The organism is Edaphobacter lichenicola (assembly GCF_014201315.1).
GTDB classification, from domain to species: Bacteria; Acidobacteriota; Terriglobia; order Terriglobales; family Acidobacteriaceae; genus Edaphobacter; species Edaphobacter lichenicola_B.
In genome coordinates this window covers 380,170-399,576 of record NZ_JACHDY010000005.1, presented here as the reverse complement: position 1 = coordinate 399,576, position 19,407 = coordinate 380,170, and the positions used below count along the sequence as shown (strand labels likewise).

The window sequence follows — 19,407 nt, the reverse complement described above, 5'->3', positions numbered from 1 at the left end:
CCGAAAAATTCATCGAATCTTTATACTAGAGCAACGCCGCACTTGGTGAAGAGCCGTCTTGGCCTTTTTGTTTGTCATTCCCGAAGGGAATCTGCGTTTGCAGTCTCTACACCATCAGGCAAATTGTCATAGCGCCGAGCGGCCCCCGCGTCAGCTTTTTACTCCTCCCCCTCGTCATGAACCGGCTGTTTCGCAGCCGCCAGAATCTTCTGCGCCAGCAACGCCGGAACCACCTCATAGTGATCCATCTCCATCCGAAAACTCCCCCGCCCCTGCGTAATCGAGGTCAGCGTCGTCCCATAGCTCAGCATCTCCGCCATCGGAACCTCAGCCCTCACCGTAGTCCCCGCGCCGCCGCTCTCCATCCCCTGTACCCGCCCGCGACGCCCATTCAGATCACCAAGCAACGCCCCGGCAAAGTCATCCGGCGCCTCGATCTCCACCCGCATCACCGGCTCCAGCAGCACCGGCTTCGCCTGCTCCATGCACTTGCGAAACGCCAGCCGAGCCGCCATCTTGAACGACATCTCGCTCGAGTCCACATCGTGGTAGCTGCCATCGAACACCGTCACCTTCAAATCCACCACCGGATACCCCGCCAGAAATCCACGCGCCGCCGACTCCCGAACGCCCTTCTCCACCGCCGGGACATACTGCCGCGGAATCGCCCCGCCAAAGATCTCGTTCCCAAACACCACGCCGCTTCCCCGCGGCATCGCCTCCATGCGAACCTTGCAGTCCCCATACTGACCATGCCCGCCCGTCTGCTTCTTGTACCGTCCCTGCGCCTCCGCCCGCCCCATCACCGTCTCGCGATAGGGTATCTTCGGAGCCTTCAACGTCACATCCGTGTGGTATCGCCGCTTCAGCTTCGAAACCACCGCCTCGATATGCTGCTGTCCCGCCCCTGCCACCAGAAACTCATTCGTCTGCGGATCGCGGAAGAATCTCACCATCGGATCATCTTCCATCACCTTATGCAGCGCTGGCCCCAGCTTGTCCTCATCCGCGCGAGACTTCGGTTCAATCGCATAGGTCATCGCTGGCTCCGGCATCGGTACCGGCTCCAGATAAACCTCATGAGCCTTGTCGCCCAGCGTGTCTCCCGTCAACGTCACGCGCAGCTTGGCCACCGCTCCAATGTCTCCCGCATGCAGCTCCGAAACCTCAACCGCCTTCCGCCCCTGCATGATCGACAGATGCGCCAGCCGCTCCGGCTCATGTCGCGTAAAGTTCTGTACCGTCTTGTCCGTCGTCATCATCCCGCTGACAACCTTGAAGAACGAGATCCTTCCCGCAAACGGATCGGTCATCGTCTTGTATACATAGAGCGCAAGCGGCTCCTTATCATCCACCTTGCGCATCACAATCTCGTCCTGATCATTCCCCGAACCGCTCCCGTTCACGCCGTTCGAAACCGAGTGCAGGATCCCACGCGTAGCCACCGGCTCCCTCTCCGTCGGCGACGGCGCATACACCTTCAAAAAATCCAGAAGATGGTCCGTTCCAACATTCCGCAATCCACTCACATACAGCACCGGAAAGATCCTGTCCTCCCGAATCGCCTCATGCAGCGCGACGATCAGATGTTCCTCAGGAATCGTTCCCTCGCGAAAGAACTCCTCCATCAACTCGTCCTTCCCCTCGGCGACAAGCTCCACGAGTGCCTCATGCGCAGCCTTCGCATCCGCCTTCACCGCCTCCGGAATCACCCCCACCTCACCCCGCCCATCTCCGTCCGGCTTATACAGATAAGCCTTCATCGTCACCAGATCCACCACCCCATGAAACCCATGTTGATCCACAATCGGCAGCTGCACCGGCACCACCTGGCGCCCCCACTTCTCCTGCAACTGCTCGATCATCCGCTGCCGGCCCATCCTGCTATCGGCCTTCGGATGGTCCACCTGGTTGATCGCTATCACGCGCGGCAGCGTCACCTCGGCAGCATACTTCCACACACGATCAGAGACCGCCTCCGCTCCGCACTGTGCGTTCACCACCACCAGCGCCACCTCCACCGGCAGCATCGCCGCGCGCGTCTCGTGAACGAACATATGAAATCCAGGCGTATCGATCAGATTGATCTTGATCCCGCTCCATTCCGCAAACGCCACCGCGTTCGACATCGTCGTCCGCCGCGCCACCTCCTCTTCGTCATACGCCGTCACCGCCGACCCGTCCTCGATTCGGCCGCGAGTCGCCGTCATCTTCGCGGCATGCAGCATCGCGCAGATCAAGGTCGTCTTTCCACTATGCGCGTGGCCCACCACGGCCACATTACGAATGTCGTTTCCTAGATACACCTTCATGTCAGACTCTCCTTCAAATCAGAGCTGATAAATCTCCATTGGTTACAAATGAAACCTCACTGAATGGGTTATCGGTCCGAACAGTCTCCGGCAAATATCGACCACTGAAAGTGGACCTCGAGTTCAGCCCCTGCAGGAACCGGTATCTCGAGGAGCACGGATGCTATCACAAACAGGCTTTCCGCTTCCCCCCTAATTTGAGCGGGAAGCGGCCAGACCAGACCGCCTCTGAAACAAACCAGACCGCCTCTAAGTTAGCCTCGCACCGCCTGCTCCCAAGCCTCGACCATGTCGGACAAGACCAGCATCTCCCAGCGTCTTCCAACACACACCGCTATCTCTTGCCTGCCGCAGGAGGGCAGGTCGACTCCCGCACCACCAGCTCCGGATCCACCACAATCTCCTGCGCATGGTTCCCTCCAGCCGCCGCCCCAATCTGCAGCAACACCGTCTGGGCCGCCAGCATTCCCATCGTCCGCAACGGCTGCCGCACCGTCGTCAGCGCAGGATTCTGAAACGCCGCCGACTGCACATCGTCAAACCCCACCACCGAAACATCCTGCGGCACCCTCAGCCCAGCCTCCCGCAGCGCCTTGATCGCACCAATCGCCGACACATCATTGAACGCAAACAACGCCGTAAAGCTCTCGCCACACGCCAGCAGCTTCTGCGTCGCCAGATAACCCGGCTCATGCGTCGGCTGCTCTCCCTCCAGCTGCGCCACCAGTTGCGGAAGAATCTTCAGCCCTCTCTTCTCCATCGCATGACGGATTCCCCGCCACCGCGACTCCGTATCCGAGCTGAACCTCTGCCCCTTGATAAACGCCAGCCGTCTATGCCCCAGTCCGCTCAGATGATCGATCGCAAGCTCCGCAGCCAGCCGATGGTTCAGCACAATGTTCGTCACACCCTTCGGCTCATGATGCCCCGAGACCGTCACCGTCGGAATCGCCCACCGGTCCCGCAGCAGCGTGTCCACCGCGATCACTCCCTCCACCGCCCGGTCTCGAAACAGCCGCTCGCTCCTCTGAATCATCTCCTCGCGATGGTGATGGCTGATCAAAAAATAAAAATAGTCCGCCTGCATCAACTCCTGTTCGATCCCGCTCAACACCAGGGTCGCGTACCCCTCACTCACCTCCGGCACAATCACTCCCACCGTCTGGCTCCGCCGGTTGCGCAGCGACCGGGCAAACAGATTCGGCCGGTAGTTCAGCTCCTCGGCCGCCTTCAAGATCCGGTCCTGCGTCGCCTTCGGGATCGATCGCGCAGCAGGCGCCCCACTCAGAACCCGCGAGATGGCCGCCATCGACAATCCAAGGTGATCCGACAAAACCTTCAGGCCTGCCGGTTTATGCTCCTGCGCCTTCGACTCTGGCGCCGCAGATTTTTTCGTGCGTCCACGCATTCATGCAGTCTGTCACAAGTACGCTCTTTGTGACTCTCTTATTAGCCTCGACATACGTACACCGCCAGCACGCCCCCTGCCCCCGCAACCCCTCGACTGGGAACATCACGCCGGCATCGCCCTAGGCAGTCGCGGCATCAAACCCCTGAGGCCGTTTCCACGAACGACCGTCGGAACCGGATCGCGTTTCTACAACCTCCGCGTTACTTTTCCACGATTCACAAAGTCAGACACGTCTGCACTCCCGGCAGGAACGTACGATAGACAGAATGAGTTTCAGCACCTCGACTCCGCCTAAGATCACGCGACGCAGCGCGACCAAACTCCTCGGCGGAGCCATCCTGTCCGGTTTTGCCTCGGCCCCTCTCGAGGCCCAGCAGGCCGCCCCCGCAACACCCGCCTACACTCGGCTGCTCACCGACGAAGACATCGCCTTCCTCGAAGAGATGGAGCGCGCCGGCTGCCTCTACTTCACCGAGCAGGCCGACCCAGTCACAGGACAGGTCCTCGACCGCGCCACTAACAAGACTGCCACCGGCGAGTTCGACCAGCACTTCGCCGCCAGCATCGCCGCCACCGGCTTCGGTCTCACCGCACTCTGCATCTCCGACAAGCGCGGCTATCAAGACACCGCTCGCATCAAAAAGCAGGTCATCACCACGCTCGACTTCCATCTCAACAAGATGCCGCACGAGCACGGCTTCTTCTACCACTTCAGTGACGTCAAAACCGGCCGTCCCCTCATCAACGTCGAAGTCTCCTCCATCGACTCCGCCATCTTTCTCTGCGGCGTCCTCACCGCCCGCGCCTACTTCAACGATCCCGAGATCACCGCCCTCGCCACCCAGCTCTACAACCGCGTCGACTGGCCCTGGATGCTCAACGGCGGCAAGACCTTCTCCATGGGCTGGCTTCCCGAGACCGGCTTCATCTCCACTCGCTGGGACCACTACTCCGAGCTGATGATGCTCTACCTCCTCGCCATCGGCTCACCCACCCACCCCATCTCCGCCGACTCATGGAGCGCCTTCACCCGCCCCCCCATGACCTTCGGCCCCTACTCCTACATCAGCGGACGCGACCCCCTCTTCATCCACCAGTTCTCCCACGCCTGGTTCGACTTCGCCGGCAAGCGCGACGCCTTCGCCAACTACTTCTCCAACTCCATCACCGCCACCCGCGCCCACAAGGCCTTCTGCCTCGGCCTCAAACGTGGCTATACCGACGACTACTGGGGCGTCTCCGCCTCCGACTGGGAGCATGGCTACGCCGCCTGGGGCGGCCCTCCCCTCATGGGTCCCGTCGACGGATCCGTCGTCCCCTGCGCCGCCGCCGGCTCACTCCCCTTCCTCCCCCACGACTGCGTCCGCGTCCTCCGCGCCCTCCGCGACAACTTCGGCAAAGACGCCTGGGGGCGCTACGGATTCTGCGACGCCTTCCACCCCGACCTCCACTGGTACGATCCCGACGTCCTCGGCATCGACCTCGGCATCGGCGTTCTCATGGCAGAAAACTTACGCAGCGCCTTCGTCTGGGACACCTTCATGCAGAACCCCGAACCGGTCGCCGCCATGAAGGCATGCGGCTTTCACAGCGCTCGCCAGACCACCAACCCCTCCGAGCCAAAACCCACCGCCATCCCCAGCTCTGACCAGCCCGTAGCTCCAAGCACCAATCGCCCCCCACACATAGTCTCCCCGAAGCTGGTAGACCAGCCCTAGCCCAGTAAGCGGTGTACTCAAAATCCCTCCCGACCAAAGGGAGGACCCATGCACCTAACCCACCAAGACCGGTATACGCCCCACGAAGTGGGCGCCCCGCGCGCAGCGGGCCCGTCCGGCAGGACGCATTAACCCAGCAACTCCAGCAACCCCGCCTCATCCAGCACCGTCACCCCCAGCGAGTTCGCCTTCTCCAGCTTCGAGCCCGCCTCCTCCCCCGCCACCACATAGCTCGTCTTCTTACTCACGCTCCCCGACACCCGCCCCCCCGCCGACTCAATCTTCTCCTTCGCCGACTCCCGCGTCAGATTCGGCAGCGTCCCCGTTAGCACAAACGTCAACCCCTCCAGCGTAGAAGTCGTCATCCGCTTCTCCGCCGTCATCTCCAGCCCCAGCCCCGCAAGATCCTTCACCAGATCCTTGTTCTTCTCCACAGCAAAGAACTCCACAATCGCCTGCGCCACCTTCGGCCCCACCTCATTCACCGCCTCTAACGCCTCACTAGCCTTCTCCGCATCCTGACTCGCCGCCAACATCAACTCATCCATCGAGCCGAAGTGCTGCGCCAGCAGTTGCGCTGTCCGCTCGCCCACAAACCGGATCCCCAGCCCTAGCAGCACACGCGCCAGCCCTCCTTCCTTCGAGCGCTTGATCTGTTCCAGCAGCGCATCCGCGGTCTTCTCGCCCACTCGCTCCAGCCCAAGCAAATCCTCGCGCTTCAGCCGATACAAGTCGCCAATCGTATGAATCAGCGGCCGCCGCACCACGACCGGAGCACCCTCCTCCGTCACCACCTCCCCGCCCAGCTCCGCACTCTGGCCAAGCAGCTGTGCCACCATCGCATCGCCCAGCCCCTCAATGTTCATTACCCCACGCGCCGACCAGTGCAGCAACTCCTCACGAACCCGCGCCGGACAAGAGTTATTGACACATCGCCAATCCACCTCGCCCTCAATCCGCTGCAGTTCGCTCGCACAAACCGGGCAGTTCTTCGGAAACACAATCTCCTCCGTCCCTCGCGGATGCGCCTTATCCTCCACCACCTCCACGATCTTCGGAATCACATCTCCGCCCCGCTCCACCTGCACAAAATCCCCAATGCGAACTCCCAGCCGCGCAATCTCATCCGCGTTATGCAGCGTGGCCCGCGACACCGTAGTCCCCCCAATCAACACGGGAGCAAGCGCAGCCACCGGAGTCACCTTCCCCGTCCGCCCCACCTGGAACAACACACCCTCCAGCTTCGTAATCCCCGCCCGCGCCGCAAACTTATAGGCAATCGCCCATCGCGGAGCCTTCCCCGTAAACCCCAGCCGCCGCTGCTGCGCCGTCGCATCCACCTTGATCACAACGCCATCGATCTCATAGCCCAGCGTGTCGCGAAGCGGCTCTGCATCCGCAATAAACTTCACCACCTCGTCGATGCTCTTCAGCGCCTTCGCATACTTGTTCACGCGAAAGCCCGAAGTCTTCAAAGACTCCAGCGCAGTCGACTGCTGCGGCAGCAAAAACTCCCCATCCTTCAGCAAAAAGTAAGCATAAAAATCCAGCCGCCTCTGCGCAACAATGTTCGGCTCCAGCGTCCGTATCGTCCCCGCCGCAGCATTCCGCGGATTCGCCGCCGGAGCCTGTCCCGCCGCCTCGCGCTCCTCGTTCAGCTTCGCAAACGCCGCCTGCGGCAACACCACCTCGCCGCGTACCTCAAAGCTCTGCGGCAAACCCGCCGCCTTCAACTTCGAGGCCGAGATACTCAGCGGCACCGACCGAATCGTCCGCACATTGCTCGTAACGTCCTCGCCGATCGACCCATCCCCACGCGTCAGTCCCCGCACCAGATGCGCGGCCTCACCTTTGTCAGATCCAGCCCCATACTGCAGCGCCAGCGACAGACCATCCAGCTTCAACTCACACACATACCGCACCGCCTCCGTACTTGGCAGCGCATCCCTCACCCTCTGATCCCACGCCCGCAGCTCCTCCTCGTTGTACGCGTTATCCAGCGACAACATCGGCCGCGAGTGCGGCATCTTCACGAACCCATCCTTCGGCTTTCCTCCCACACGCTGCGAAGGCGAGTCCGCCGTTACCAGCTCAGGATGCTTCTCTTCGAGCCGCTTCAGCCGGTTCATCAGCGCGTCATACTGCGCATCCGTCAGCTCCGGCGCATCTTCGACGTAGTACAGATACTCATGATGACGAAGCTGATCCCGCAGCTCCTCTATCTCTTGATCCGATGTCAACGCAGGCGCCATAGGCGAAATTATAAAAGCTGGTGTCCTGCCGGACGGGCCTCCTACGCGGAGCGCGGTCACTTCGTGACGCGTGTACCGGTCTCGGCAGGATTTGGCAGCATGGTCCTCCCGTTGGTCGGAATCATCTTTCCTCCGACCAACGGGAGGACCACCGCACTTCACTCACCAAGAAAAGGTATACAAGTCACGAAGTGACCGCCCCGCGTGTAGCGGGCCCGTCCGGCAGGACACAATCTTCTATGATCACTCCATGCCCTACCGCCTCCGCCGCTACCCGCCCGCCCCACTCGCCAATCAGGACGCGCAAAAGAACCTCGAGCGCCCCAGCGCCCAGGACATCTACGAGCAGGTCGCCAACAACGCCCGTCAGGAGCTCGGCCGCTCCAGCGTCTCCCTCGCCATCTCCGGCCTCGCCGGAGGAATCTTCATGGGCCTCTCCGCCCTCGGCAACGCCATCGCCATCGCACTCCTCACCACCCCCGGCACCGTCCCCTCCCACACCATCTTCTTCGTCGGCAAGATGTTCTACCCCCTCGGCTTCATCGTCGTCATCCTCGGCCGCTCCCAGCTCTTCACCGAAAACACACTCTACCCCGTAGCCCTCGTCCTCGCCGAAAAAAAGCACTTCTGGAAGACCCTGCGTCTCTGGGCAACCGTCCTTCCCGCAAACGTCCTCGGCGCTCTTGCCTTCGCCGCCCTCGCCGCCCTCACCAACGCCGTCAATCCAAGCGTCGTGCAAGCCATCGCCGGCCTCGGCCTCGAAGCCATCCACAACCCCGCCTCCACCATCTTCTGGAGCGGCGTCATGGGCGGCTGGATCATCGCCACCGTCGCCTGGCTCGTCTCCGGCTCCCACTCCATCACCGGCTCGGTCATGATCATCTGGATGCTGACCTTCGTCGTCGGCCTCGGAAACTTCGCCCACTGCATCGCCACCAGCGGCGAAATCCTCGCCGCCGTCCTCATCGGCAAAGCCGCCTGGACCAGCTACTTCGGCTGGCTCATCCCCGCCGTCGCTGGCAACATCTGCGGCGGCGTAGGCATGGTCACCCTCCTCGAATACGGCCAGGTCATCTATGGCGGCGACGCCGAAGCCGAAGCCATCGCCCCCCATCAGAAGGAAGAGATCAAGACCGAAGAGTCTGCAAAAGCCTAAGCCTTCACCTCCGAAAATCCGCGCCCTTTCGCCCACGCACTCATCCAAAGCTCACGCAGCAAGACTGCAGGAGCGTACTCAAAATGCCCGACACAGTAAAGATGGTCCGCTTTCACAAAATCGGCGGCCCCGAAGTCCTCCAGTTCGACGACCTCCCCCTCCCCGAACCAGGCAAGGGCGAGGTCCGCCTTCGCGTCCGAGCCATCGGCCTCAACCGCGCCGAGAGCATGTTCTTCCACGACCGTTACCTCGAAACGCCCGTTCTCCCCTCCACCAACGGCTACGAAGCCTCCGGTATCGTCGAAGCTGTCGGTCCCGGCGTGGACACCAGTTGGATCGGTAAAAAGGCCAGCACCACCCCAGCCTTCTCTCTCAACCACTACGGCGTCTACGGAGAGGTCGCCATCGTCCCCATCCACGCGGTCGCCGAGTACCCTTCCAAGCTCTCCTACGAAGAAGGCACCAGCATCTGGATGCAATACATCACCGCCTACGGCGCACTCATCTACTACGGCCACCTCACCAAGGGCGACTACGTCATCATCACCGCCGCCAGCAGCAGCGTCGGACTAGCCGCCATCGAGATCGCCAAAGCCGAAGGCGCCACCAGCATCGCCACCACGCGCACCTCAACCAAAAAAGCCGAACTCCTCACCTTAGGCGCCGATCACGTCATCGTCACCGACGAAGAGGACCTCGTCGCCCGCGTCAACCAGATCACCGCCAACCAAGGCGCACGCATCGTCTTCGATCCCATCGGTGGCAAAGGTCTCGAAGCGCTCGCCAACGCCACCGCAGTCCAGGGCACCATCTTCGAGTACGGCGCGCTGGCCATGGAGCCAACCCCCTACCCCCTCTTCACCGCACTGAACAAGCGCCTGATCATCCAGGGCTATACCCTGCGAGACATCCTCGCCGACCCAATTAAGTCACAAAATGCGAGAAAGTACGTCTTCGACAACCTCGTCGCCGGCAACTTCAAACCCCGCATCGACAAGACCTTCCCCTTCGCACAGATCGTCGAAGCCCACCGCTACATGGAATCAAACGCGCAGATAGGAAAAATCGTAGTCACACTCTAGAGCCGATAGCGGTAGAGGAAATCTCTAACGCCGCTGGATTGTGTGATCCGTCATCTCGACCGTAGTCGCGCAGTCGTATCGCGCGACGCAGTGGAGAGATCCCTGTATTTCGTCTTTACACTCGCAGCTGCTACATCTCCGCTGCTACGGCGTCTTATCTTCACCGATATTCAGCATCCTATCCACGTTGTTTTTATCGATCAACGAAACTCCCGTATCGATAAAGGCAGGAACCGGCGCAAACGAATCCAGCGAGTAGTCCTGCGCTAGCGGCTTCAAGGGATAGTGATGGATGTCGTCCAACGCCTTCAACCCCACCAGTGCCATCGTAAAGGGCTTCTGCGAGATGGTCGAATCGATCGTTCCATCCTTCACCCCCTGCAACACCGTCTGGTCCGTGTCCATCGCCACCAGCAAACGATCCTTCACGTTCGCCCGCCGAAACGCCTCGGCCACATCCCTGCCCGAAGCCGCCTCCAGGCACACGATCGCATCCACCCGGTTCGCTCCCGTTCGCGACAGATAGTCCCGCGTCTGATCCATCGCCAGACCCGAGTCGCCCTTCATGTCGAACACATCGGCGATCTTGATCCCCGGATAGTGCGACAACGCATCCTTGTAACCCTTCAACCGCTCATCGATGTTCGGCTGCCCAGGAATCGAAAAGAACGCCACATTCCCCTTGCCATTCAGCTTCGCCGCAACCCGCTGTCCGCCCAGTCGTCCCGCCTGCAGATTATTCGTCCCGATGAAGTACAGCCGTCCACTCGTCGGAGCGTCCGAGTCCATCGTGATCACCGGAATCCCCGCCGCCAGCGCAGCCGTGATCTCCGGACCCATCAACTCCGCGCTCGCCACCGAAACCAGGATCCCCGCAGGCTTGCGCGCCACCACCGTACGAAACTCCGTCACCTCACCCGGCGGATCGAACGTAGTAGTCCCACGCATCTCCGCCGACACCCCATACTGAACCGCCGCCTTTTGAAACCCGGCATTCGCCGCCTTCCAGTAGGGCAGGTTGATGTTGGTAGCAATCAGGTAATAGTGCTCGTCTTTGCTGTGCCGCGTACATCCCGCAAGCACTGGAAGAAACATGGCCAAGAGCAAAAAAAGAAGTCGCCTCATAAAAGGGTTCATCGTCATCCTCTGGCAAAACTTCTGTCCGAAGCCGAAAACGTTGAAATCAGGCATCGGCTCAGGTCATACCTAGCGGGCCCAGATACCAATCCCAGATACCAATCCCAGAAACCAATCCAGATACCTATCCAAACCACAGAACTGAGAAGCTGTCCCGAAATCTCAACGCTGCTAAAGCACCCCTGTCTCTGCATCCGTCGACAGAATCGCCCTGTCGCAAACACCAGAGATCTACTGATTCACCGATCTCTGCTTCTTCATAACAGCGTCCAGATTCGTCTTATCCACCAGCGCAACTCCCGTATTGACGAAGGTCGGGAACGGAGAATAAGGATCCAGCGCGTAGTCCTGGTCAAGCGGTTTCACGGGATAGTGATGAATATCGTCCAGCGCCTTCAATCCCAGAAACGCCATCGTGTACGGCTTCTGAGAGATCGTCGAATCGATCGTCCCATCGCCCACCAGCTTCAGCGTGTCGGAGTCCACATCCATCGCAATCAGCAGGCGGTCGGTAGCATTCCGCCGTTTGAAAGCCTCCGCCACATTCGCCCCCGACCGCGAGTCCAGACAGATAAACGCGTCGATCCTCGCCGGCCCCTTGCGCTCAAGGTACTCACCCGCCTTATCCATCGCCGTCCCCGCATCCGTCTTGATATCGAACACCTCCACGATCTTGATCCCGTGATAATCCTCTAAGATGTCCTGATAGCCCTTCAACCGCTCATCCAGATTCGGCTGCCCCGGATTGGTGAAGAACACGACATTTCCTTTCCCATTCAGTTGCGCCGCCGCGCGCCTCCCGCCAAGCTTACCCGCCTCGAAGTTGTTGGTCCCGATAAAGTACAACCGCTTGCTCTCCGGCGAATCCGAGTCGATCGTAATCACCGGGATGCCCGCCGCAATCGCCGCATCGATCTCCGGCTGCATCAGCTGGGAGTTCACAACCTGGACCAGAATCCCCGCAGGCTTCCTCGCCACCATCGCCTTGAACTCATCCACCTCTGCCTGCGCGTTCAACCCCGCCGGCCCGCGCGTATCGACCGAAACCCCATACTCGGCCCCCGCTGCAGCAAATCCACTCGCGGCCACCTTCCAATAAGGCAAAGCCGTATTTGTGGCGACAAGGTAGTACTGCTCACTCTTGCTGTGACGGGTGCATCCCGCAATCAGTGGAAGCACCACCGCTAAAAGCGCAAAAAGATACCCCTTCCTCAAAGTATTCATGTCATCCTCCGGCAGTATCTCTGTCCGAAGCCGAAAAAATGTCGAAATCGGGCAGCAGCGCAGGCTCTATTTCCCTGCGGGAGCCAGATACTACTCCAAATCACTCAACGGAGTAAACCCGTGCAGACTCCGCTTGATAAACTCCATACAGCATGGTCCTTCCCTTCGTCCGCGAGCTCCTCGCAGACCTGGAGCACTCTGAAGCCTTTGAGCGTGTACGCCGCCATCTTAGCGGTGGCACGGGGCGCAGACGTGTCTCCGGACTCACCTTCACCGCCCGCGCCCTCTATCTCCCCTTCTTCGTCCGCGCCGCCCAGGCCCCCTGCGTCATCATCGTCGCCGACAACAAAGCCGCCGAAGCCCTCCAGGCCGCCGTCCTCAGCGCCTGCGAGCTCACCGGCGCACTCCCAGCCGAATCCGTCCTACGTCTCCCCGCCCACGACGTCCTCCCCTTCGAAAACCTCTCGCCCCACCCCGAGATCCAGGAGACCCGCGCCGCGACTCTGTGGAAGATCGCCACAGGCCAAGCCAAACTAGTCATCGCGCCAGTCGAAGCCGCCTGCATGCGTCTCTTCCCCCGCGACTACTACCGCGCCCTCACCCTCCATCTCAAGGTCCGCGAAGAGTACATGCCCGACATGCTCGTCGAGCACCTCCTCTCCGTCGGCTACACCAAAGTCGACGTCGTCGAGATGCCCGGCCAGGTCACCCTCCGCGGCGGCATCCTCGACATCTACTCCCCCGAGATGGACCGCCCCGTGCGCGTCGACTTCTTCGGCGACGAGATCGAATCCATCCGGCGCTTCGACCCCGACACCCAGCGCTCCGCCTCCACCCTCGACCACGCACTCCTCCTCCCCCTCACCGAAACACCAGTCACCGACAAGCTCCTCACCGCCATCAACGCCCGTCTCACCCGCGCAGGCAAAGCCGGCGCCGTAATCGAAGGCGGCGAAGAGCCCGCCGAGCTCCTCACCCACGTCAGCACCCGAACGGGCGAAGCCACCATCTTCCCCGGCTGGGAGTTCTTCGCCCCCGTAGCCGGCGCCAACCTCACCCTCCTCGACCTCCTCAGCGCATCCAGCCCCACCGCCCCGCGCGTCTTCCTCGAAGAGCCCGCCATGATCAAAAATCAGGGCGAGCGCTGGTGGAACAAGATCGAGCAGCGCCACGAGCGCTCCGGCATCGGCAACCTCGTCCGTCCCGAAGACATCTACCTCTCCCCCTGGGACCTCGACGACCGCCTCCACAAGTTCTCCGGCATCGAGCTCGACCAGCTAGGCGCCGTCGACATCCTCGACGCCGACCGCAGCGACCTCTCCGAAGTCGACTTCGCCACCCGCCCCACCATGCGCTTTCACGGCTCCATCCCAGCCATGATCGACGCCATCAACGCCCTCATCAAACAGGAAGCCCGCATCCTCCTCACCGCCCCCAACCAGGGCGAAGTCGAGCGCCTCGCCGGCCTCCTGCAGGAGTATCGACTCCCCTACCGCCTCGGCTCTCGCAACGAATCGCCCGGCAGCTCCACCGTCTACACCGAGTCCAGCTATCTCGGCGGCAACACCATCGATCTCCGCATCCCCGTCATCGTCAAAACCCCCATCGCCGCCGGCGTCCAGATTCTAGATCTAGACAAAGCCACCGCCCGCCAGATCGTCATCTTCGGCGCGCAAGACCTCACCGACGACGCCGACGTAACCACCCGCCCCATCCGTCGCGGCAAATCCAAAGCCGCCGCCTTCATCTCCGACTTCCGCGATCTCGCCGTAGGCGACTACGTAGTCCACGTCGAGCACGGCATCTCCCGCTACTGCGGCCTGCGAGTGATAGAGGAAAACGACGCCCCTCCACTCGAGCTCATGATCCTCGAGTTCGCCGACGAAGCAAAACTCTACGTTCCCCTCACCCGCCTCGACCTCATCCAGAAGTACCGCTCCAGCGAGACCGGCCCACCGCCGGAGTTAAACAAACTAGGCACCCAAGCCTGGCAGAAGACCAAAGCCCGCGTAAAAAAAGCGATGGCCGACATGACCGCCGAGCTGCTCAAGCTCTACGCGCAGCGCCAGGCCGCCGTCGGCACGCCCTTCTCACCCGACACCAACATGCAGCACGAGTTCGAAGACGCCTTCGACTTCAACGAGACCGACGACCAACTCACCGCCATCGCCGACATCAAGGCCGACATGGAGTCCACCCGCCCCATGGACCGCCTCCTCTGCGGCGATGTCGGCTACGGCAAAACCGAAGTAGCCATGCGCGCCGCCTTCAAAGCCGTACAAGACTCCAAGCAAGTAGCAGTCCTCACCCCAACAACCGTGCTCAGCTTCCAGCACTACGAGTCCTTCAAAAAACGCTTCGCCAACTTCCCCGTCAACATCGAGATGATCTCCCGCTTCCGCACCGCCAAAGAAAAAAAGATCATCCTCGAAAAAGCCGAAGCAGGAAAGATCGACATCCTCATCGGCACCCACGCCGTCCTCTCCAAAGATTTAAAGTTCCAGGACCTCGGCCTCCTCGTCGTCGACGAAGAGCAGCGCTTCGGCGTCCGCCACAAAGAGCGCCTCAAGCAGATGCGCGCCGCCATCGACGTCCTCTCCATGTCCGCCACGCCCATCCCGCGAACCCTGCATATGTCACTCATTGGGTTACGTGATATGTCGGTCATCGAAACCCCGCCCAAAGACCGCATGGCCATCCAGACCATCGTCGCCAAGTTCGACGAAAAACTCATCCGCACCGCCGTCGAGATGGAGCTCGAACGCGGCGGCCAGGTCTACTTCGTTCACAACCGCGTAGAAACCATCTACGACCTCGCCTCTAAGATTCGTGAACTAGTCCCGCAAGCAAGAATCGTCATCGGCCACGGCCAACTCCCCGAAGCCGAGCTCGAGCGCGTCATGCTCGCCTTCATGAACCACGAGTACGACGTCCTCGTCGCCACCAGCATCATCGAAAACGGCCTCGACATCCCCCTCGCCAACACCATCATCATCAACCGCGCCGACCGCCACGGCCTCTCCGAACTCTACCAACTACGCGGCCGCGTAGGCAGATCAAACCGCCGCGCCTATTCGTACTTATTAATCCCACCCGAAACCGAACTAACCGAAATCGCCCGCCGCCGCCTAGCCGCGTTAAAAGAGTTCTCCGACCTCGGAGCAGGCTTCAAGATCGCCGCCCTCGACCTCGAGCTCCGCGGCGCAGGCAACATGCTTGGCGGCGAGCAGTCCGGCCATATCGAAGCCATCGGCTTCGAGATGTACACCACCATGCTCGAAGAGGCCGTCCGCAAGATGAAGGGCGAAGAAGAAAAACCCGCCCACGCCAACACCGTCATCAACCTCGGCATCTCCGTCCGCATCGACTCCGACTACATCCCCGAAGAGAACCAGCGCCTCCGCATGTACAAGCGCATCGCCGGCGCCCAAACCCAGGCCGACCTGGCCGACGTCCGCGCCGAACTCCAAGACCGCTACGGCACCCCACCCGAAACCGTCCTGAACCTCCTGGCCGCAGGCGAGATCCGCCTCCACTGCGAACAACTCGGCATCTCCCAGCTCGACCGCAAGCGCACCCAGGTCGAACTCCCCAACCCCAACGGCAACAAAAAGGCTCCCATCAAGACCTTCGTCGAGATGCTCCACGTCAAGTTCGCCGCCGTCAACGCCGACCCCTCGCACTTCACCAACGGCAACAACAAAACCGTAGACCCCGCCACGCTCATGAAGCTAGTAAGCCGCAACACCAAACGCGGAGCCCAGTTCACCCCCCAGGGCACCCTCCGCTGGCCCCTCCCCTCCGCAAAATCCGAAGAAGTCCTCTCCGAAACCCGCGCCCTCCTCGACGCCCTCGACACCACCCTCCCCAACTAACCTCCGCTCTCGTCCTCTGAGCGCAGCGAAGGAACCTGCTTCCTCTCGTGCCGTCGCCTGTTCCTGCTGTCATCCTTTGCCGTTGCCTGTTTTTGCTGTCATCCTGAGCGCAGCGAAGGATCCCGAAGAACTCAACACACCACGACTATCCGAACCTTTCTGCCACGAAGCCACGAAAGTCACAAAGCCCAACCGCACATCCTCATTGACTCCCTCCCACCAAGAGCCGATGATGGCCGCAACATGAAGACCCTTCCCTTCTGCCTCCTCCTCACCCTCACCTTCACCCCACCAGCCAGTCCCCAGGCAACCAAAGCAGCCGAAGCCACCCAACACGCCACCGGCCCCTTCGAAGTCAAGATAGCCCCGCAGCCCGCCGACGAAACCGCCGGCAGCCCCGCCATCGCCCGCATGCTCCTCGACAAGCACTTCCACGGCGACCTCGAAGCCACCAGCAAAGGCACCATGCTCGCCGCAGGCTCCGCAGCCAAAGGATCCTCAGGAGGCTACGTAGCCCTTGAGATCGTCACCGGCACCCTCAAAGGCCGCACCGGCACCTTCATCCTCCAACACACCGGCACCATGACACGCAGCACCCCCACACTCAGCGTCACCGTGGTCCCCGACTCAGCCACCGGCCAGCTCACCGGCCTCGCAGGCAAAATGTCCATCAACATCGTTGACGGCAAACACTCCTACGACTTCGAATACACCCTTCCACAGCCTCAATAGCCGTCTTTTGTCACCACCATGTAACTATTGTCACCGCCATGTAATCTTTCCGTCTTCCTTGTCGGTGGACTCGCTCCTTCCCTGTAACATTTTCCCTAATTCGGTGTCCTACTAAGTGGCTAGCGAAGTCGTCCAGCTCATCGAGACGGAAAGGGGTTCCATGTACCAACCCATCCAGATCGGCAAACTCAGCATCACCTTTCTCCAGAGCCATCATCAAACCCAGGGTGCCGCGGACCTCTTCGAAGTCATCATCCCGCCTCACGCCCAACTCAACATTCCCCACCTGCACCGCAACTCCGACGAGACCGTCTTCGGCATGAACGGCATCACCACCTGGATCGTCGATCAGCGCCAGATCACCCTTCACCCCGGCCAGCAGCTCCACATTCCCCGCGGCACCGTTCACTCCTGCCTCAACGACCAGCAGTCCACCGCACGCATCATCTGCCTGCTCACCCCAGGCCTCCTCGGTCCCGACTACTTCCTCGAGCTCGCCGCAGCACTCCGCGCCGAAGACCCTCCCAACCTCGCCTACATCGGCAGCGTCATGGCGCGCTACGACATCATCCCGGCCGCCCTCCCATCTCCAGCCCCATCCCCGTCTCTCCCAAACAAAGGAGCAGTCCTCTTCGCTCTACCGTAAACTGGTCGCACCATATGGCCAGCCGCATCTTCGCCCCCAAAACCCTCCTCGTCGCCGCTCTCGCCCTCCTCCCCAACCTGCGGCCCGCCCAAGCCCAGCACCTCTCCGCAGACGGCGGCGTTCAAACCTTCAACTACCTCGCCGACCAGTACTTCTCCGACGTCTACTTCCACTTCGGCCCCACCGCAGGCACCTCCGCCGGACTCCACCAGTACGACGACAAGCTCGAGGACTACTCCGCCCAAAGCATCCAGAAAGAAATCACCGCCCTCCACACCTACGAGAAGAAAGTCGAAGCCATCGACCCCTCCGCACTCGACGCCTCCGTAGCCGGCGACCGCGCCATCCTCCTCAACAGCATCCGCAGCACCCTCCTCACCCTCGAAGTCATCCGCCCCTGGGAGAAGAATCCCGACAACTACTCCTCCGGCATCACCAACTCCGCCTTCGTCATCATGGAGCGCCCCTACGCCTCCGCCGACACCCGCCTCAAAGCCTTAGTCGAGCGCGAAAAGCAGATGCCGCAAGTCCTCCTCGAAGCCCGCAAGAACCTCAAAAATCCCCCGCACATCTACACCGAAATAGCTCTCGAACAGATCGACGACATCATCGGCTTCTTCCAGACCGACGTCCCCTCCGCCTTCCTGTCTGGACCCGAAGCGGCCTCCGGCGCCGACACCAAAGCCGCCTTCGCCAAATCCAACGCCGCCGTCATCGAAGCCCTCAAGTCCTACGCCGCCTGGCTCAAGTCCGACCTCCTCCCCCGCTCCAACGGCGACTTCAAGTTCGGCGCCGACACCTTCGCCAAAAAACTCAGCTACGACGAGATGGTCGACATCCCCCTCGACCGCCTCCTCGAGATCGCCTACGCCGACCTGCACAAAAATCAAGCCGAGTTCGCCCGCGTAGCCAAAGAAGTCGACCCCACCAAAACCCCGCAACAAGTCCTCGCCGAACTAGCCACCATCCACCCCGCGCCCGACAAGCTCCTAAGCACCTTCAACGACACCTTCGCCAGCCTCATCGACTTCATCAACACCCACCACATCATCACCATCCCCTCCAAGGTCGAGCCCACCTTAGAAGAAACCCCGCCCTTCATGCGCGCCACCACGCAGGCATCGATGGACCCTCCCGGCCCCTTCGAAACCCACTCCACCAAGGCCTACTTCAACGTAACCCTGCCTGAAAAAACCTGGACCCCAGAGCACATCGCCGAGCACATGGCTGCCTTCAACGTAGGCACTGTCATCAGCACCAGCGTCCACGAGGCCTACCCCGGCCACTACGTCCAGTTCCTCTGGACCCCGCAGTTTCCTTCCACCGTCCGCAAGATCCTCGGCGCCAACACCAACATCGAAGGCTGGGCCCACTACACCGAACAGATGATGCTCGACCAGGGCTATGCGAGCGCCCCAAATCCTCGCGCTGCAGGCGCGAATCCGGGCTACGGTCAACCCGGCACCGGCGCCCAGAACGAGCGCGAAGCCAAACTCATCCGCCTCGGCCAGATCCAGGACGCCCTCCTCCGCGACGCCCGCTTCGTCAACTCAATCAAGCTCCACACCGGCCAGTCCACATTCGATCAAGCCGTCAACTTCTTCGTCACCGACGGCTACCAGTCCCACTCCGTCGGTCTCGTCGAAACCAAGCGCGGCACCGTCGACGCCACCTACCTCTACTACACCCTCGGCAAGCTCGAGATCATGAAGCTCCGCGCCGACATGATGCAAAAACAAGGCGCAGCCTTCAACCTCCAGACCTTCCACGACAACTTCATGCGCCAGGGCTTCGCCCCCATCAAAATCGTCCGCAAAGCCATGCTCCAAGACGACTCCCCCGTCCTGTAGTACGACGCTGTA

General features: G+C 61.2%; 12 protein-coding genes. 7 read left to right on the top strand and 5 right to left on the bottom strand.

Annotated features, from left to right (window positions below; all coding sequences use genetic code 11):
* Positions 1–158 precede the first annotated feature (158 nt).
* Together fusA and HDF09_RS17080 are read right to left on the bottom strand one after the other, a co-directional pair.
* On the bottom strand, positions 159–2,312 hold the full coding sequence (gene fusA / locus HDF09_RS17085; protein WP_183768536.1) for an elongation factor G: 2,154 nt from the start codon (positions 2,310–2,312) through the stop codon (positions 159–161).
* Positions 2,313–2,646: 334 nt separating this feature from the next.
* Complete coding sequence (locus HDF09_RS17080; protein ID WP_183768534.1) at positions 2,647–3,720, bottom strand: LacI family DNA-binding transcriptional regulator; 1,074 nt, start codon at positions 3,718–3,720, stop codon at positions 2,647–2,649.
* Positions 3,721–3,989: 269 nt separating this feature from the next.
* Between HDF09_RS17080 and HDF09_RS17075 the strand changes: the two genes are divergently transcribed.
* Positions 3,990–5,441 (top strand): glucoamylase family protein, encoded by a 1,452-nt coding sequence (locus HDF09_RS17075; protein WP_183768532.1) that lies wholly within the window; start codon positions 3,990–3,992, stop codon positions 5,439–5,441.
* A gap of 128 nt (positions 5,442–5,569) precedes the next feature.
* Here HDF09_RS17075 and ligA read toward each other — a convergent pair whose 3' ends face one another.
* On the bottom strand, positions 5,570–7,693 hold the full coding sequence (ligA, locus tag HDF09_RS17070) for an NAD-dependent DNA ligase LigA (protein ID WP_183768530.1): 2,124 nt from the start codon (positions 7,691–7,693) through the stop codon (positions 5,570–5,572).
* A 250-nt stretch (positions 7,694–7,943) separates the two neighbouring features.
* Here ligA and HDF09_RS17065 point away from each other — a divergent pair, with 250 nt between their 5' ends.
* Positions 7,944–8,849, top strand: coding sequence for a formate/nitrite transporter family protein (locus HDF09_RS17065; protein ID WP_183768528.1), 906 nt, complete (start codon positions 7,944–7,946; stop codon positions 8,847–8,849).
* A gap of 83 nt (positions 8,850–8,932) precedes the next feature.
* Positions 8,933–9,931: a zinc-dependent alcohol dehydrogenase family protein gene (locus HDF09_RS17060; protein ID WP_183768526.1), complete on the top strand. Its 999-nt coding sequence runs from the start codon at positions 8,933–8,935 to the stop codon at positions 9,929–9,931.
* Positions 9,932–10,075: 144 nt separating this feature from the next.
* Here HDF09_RS17060 and HDF09_RS17055 read toward each other — a convergent pair whose 3' ends face one another.
* Together HDF09_RS17055 and HDF09_RS17050 are read right to left on the bottom strand one after the other, a co-directional pair.
* Complete coding sequence (locus tag HDF09_RS17055; RefSeq protein ID WP_183768524.1) at positions 10,076–11,056, bottom strand: substrate-binding domain-containing protein; 981 nt, start codon at positions 11,054–11,056, stop codon at positions 10,076–10,078.
* A gap of 243 nt (positions 11,057–11,299) precedes the next feature.
* On the bottom strand, positions 11,300–12,292 hold the full coding sequence (locus HDF09_RS17050) for a substrate-binding domain-containing protein (protein WP_183768522.1): 993 nt from the start codon (positions 12,290–12,292) through the stop codon (positions 11,300–11,302).
* Between the two features lie 152 nt (positions 12,293–12,444).
* On the opposite strand from HDF09_RS17050, the gene mfd reads away from it, so the two are divergent.
* From mfd to HDF09_RS17030, 4 genes are all read left to right on the top strand, one after another.
* Positions 12,445–16,167, top strand: a complete 3,723-nt coding sequence (gene mfd / locus HDF09_RS17045; protein ID WP_183768520.1) for a transcription-repair coupling factor — start codon at positions 12,445–12,447, stop codon at positions 16,165–16,167.
* A 243-nt stretch (positions 16,168–16,410) separates the two neighbouring features.
* A complete protein-coding gene (locus tag HDF09_RS17040; protein ID WP_183768518.1) occupies positions 16,411–16,899 on the top strand; it encodes a DUF3224 domain-containing protein in 489 nt (162 codons plus the stop codon).
* A 160-nt stretch (positions 16,900–17,059) separates the two neighbouring features.
* On the top strand, positions 17,060–17,545 hold the full coding sequence (locus tag HDF09_RS17035; protein WP_183768516.1) for a cupin domain-containing protein: 486 nt from the start codon (positions 17,060–17,062) through the stop codon (positions 17,543–17,545).
* A 14-nt stretch (positions 17,546–17,559) separates the two neighbouring features.
* The gene (locus tag HDF09_RS17030; RefSeq protein WP_183768514.1) at positions 17,560–19,395 is read left to right on the top strand and encodes a DUF885 domain-containing protein; all 1,836 of its coding nucleotides are present in this window, start codon (positions 17,560–17,562) and stop codon (positions 19,393–19,395) included.
* The last annotated feature ends 12 nt before the right edge of the window (positions 19,396–19,407 follow it).

Bases quoted from the DNA above. Each gene is read 5' to 3' on its own strand.
- fusA (WP_183768536.1), bottom strand. From the start codon at position 2,312: ATGAAGGTGTATCTAGGAAACGACATTCGTAATGTGGCCGTGGTGGGC.
- HDF09_RS17080 (WP_183768534.1), bottom strand. From the start codon at position 3,720: ATGCGTGGACGCACGAAAAAATCTGCGGCGCCAGAGTCGAAGGCGCAG.
- HDF09_RS17075 (WP_183768532.1), top strand. From the start codon at position 3,990: ATGAGTTTCAGCACCTCGACTCCGCCTAAGATCACGCGACGCAGCGCG.
- ligA (WP_183768530.1), bottom strand. From the start codon at position 7,693: ATGGCGCCTGCGTTGACATCGGATCAAGAGATAGAGGAGCTGCGGGAT.
- HDF09_RS17065 (WP_183768528.1), top strand. From the start codon at position 7,944: ATGCCCTACCGCCTCCGCCGCTACCCGCCCGCCCCACTCGCCAATCAG.
- HDF09_RS17060 (WP_183768526.1), top strand. From the start codon at position 8,933: ATGCCCGACACAGTAAAGATGGTCCGCTTTCACAAAATCGGCGGCCCC.
- HDF09_RS17055 (WP_183768524.1), bottom strand. From the start codon at position 11,056: ATGAGGCGACTTCTTTTTTTGCTCTTGGCCATGTTTCTTCCAGTGCTT.
- HDF09_RS17050 (WP_183768522.1), bottom strand. From the start codon at position 12,292: ATGAATACTTTGAGGAAGGGGTATCTTTTTGCGCTTTTAGCGGTGGTG.
- mfd (WP_183768520.1), top strand. From the start codon at position 12,445: ATGGTCCTTCCCTTCGTCCGCGAGCTCCTCGCAGACCTGGAGCACTCT.
- HDF09_RS17040 (WP_183768518.1), top strand. From the start codon at position 16,411: ATGAAGACCCTTCCCTTCTGCCTCCTCCTCACCCTCACCTTCACCCCA.
- HDF09_RS17035 (WP_183768516.1), top strand. From the start codon at position 17,060: ATGTACCAACCCATCCAGATCGGCAAACTCAGCATCACCTTTCTCCAG.
- HDF09_RS17030 (WP_183768514.1), top strand. From the start codon at position 17,560: ATGGCCAGCCGCATCTTCGCCCCCAAAACCCTCCTCGTCGCCGCTCTC.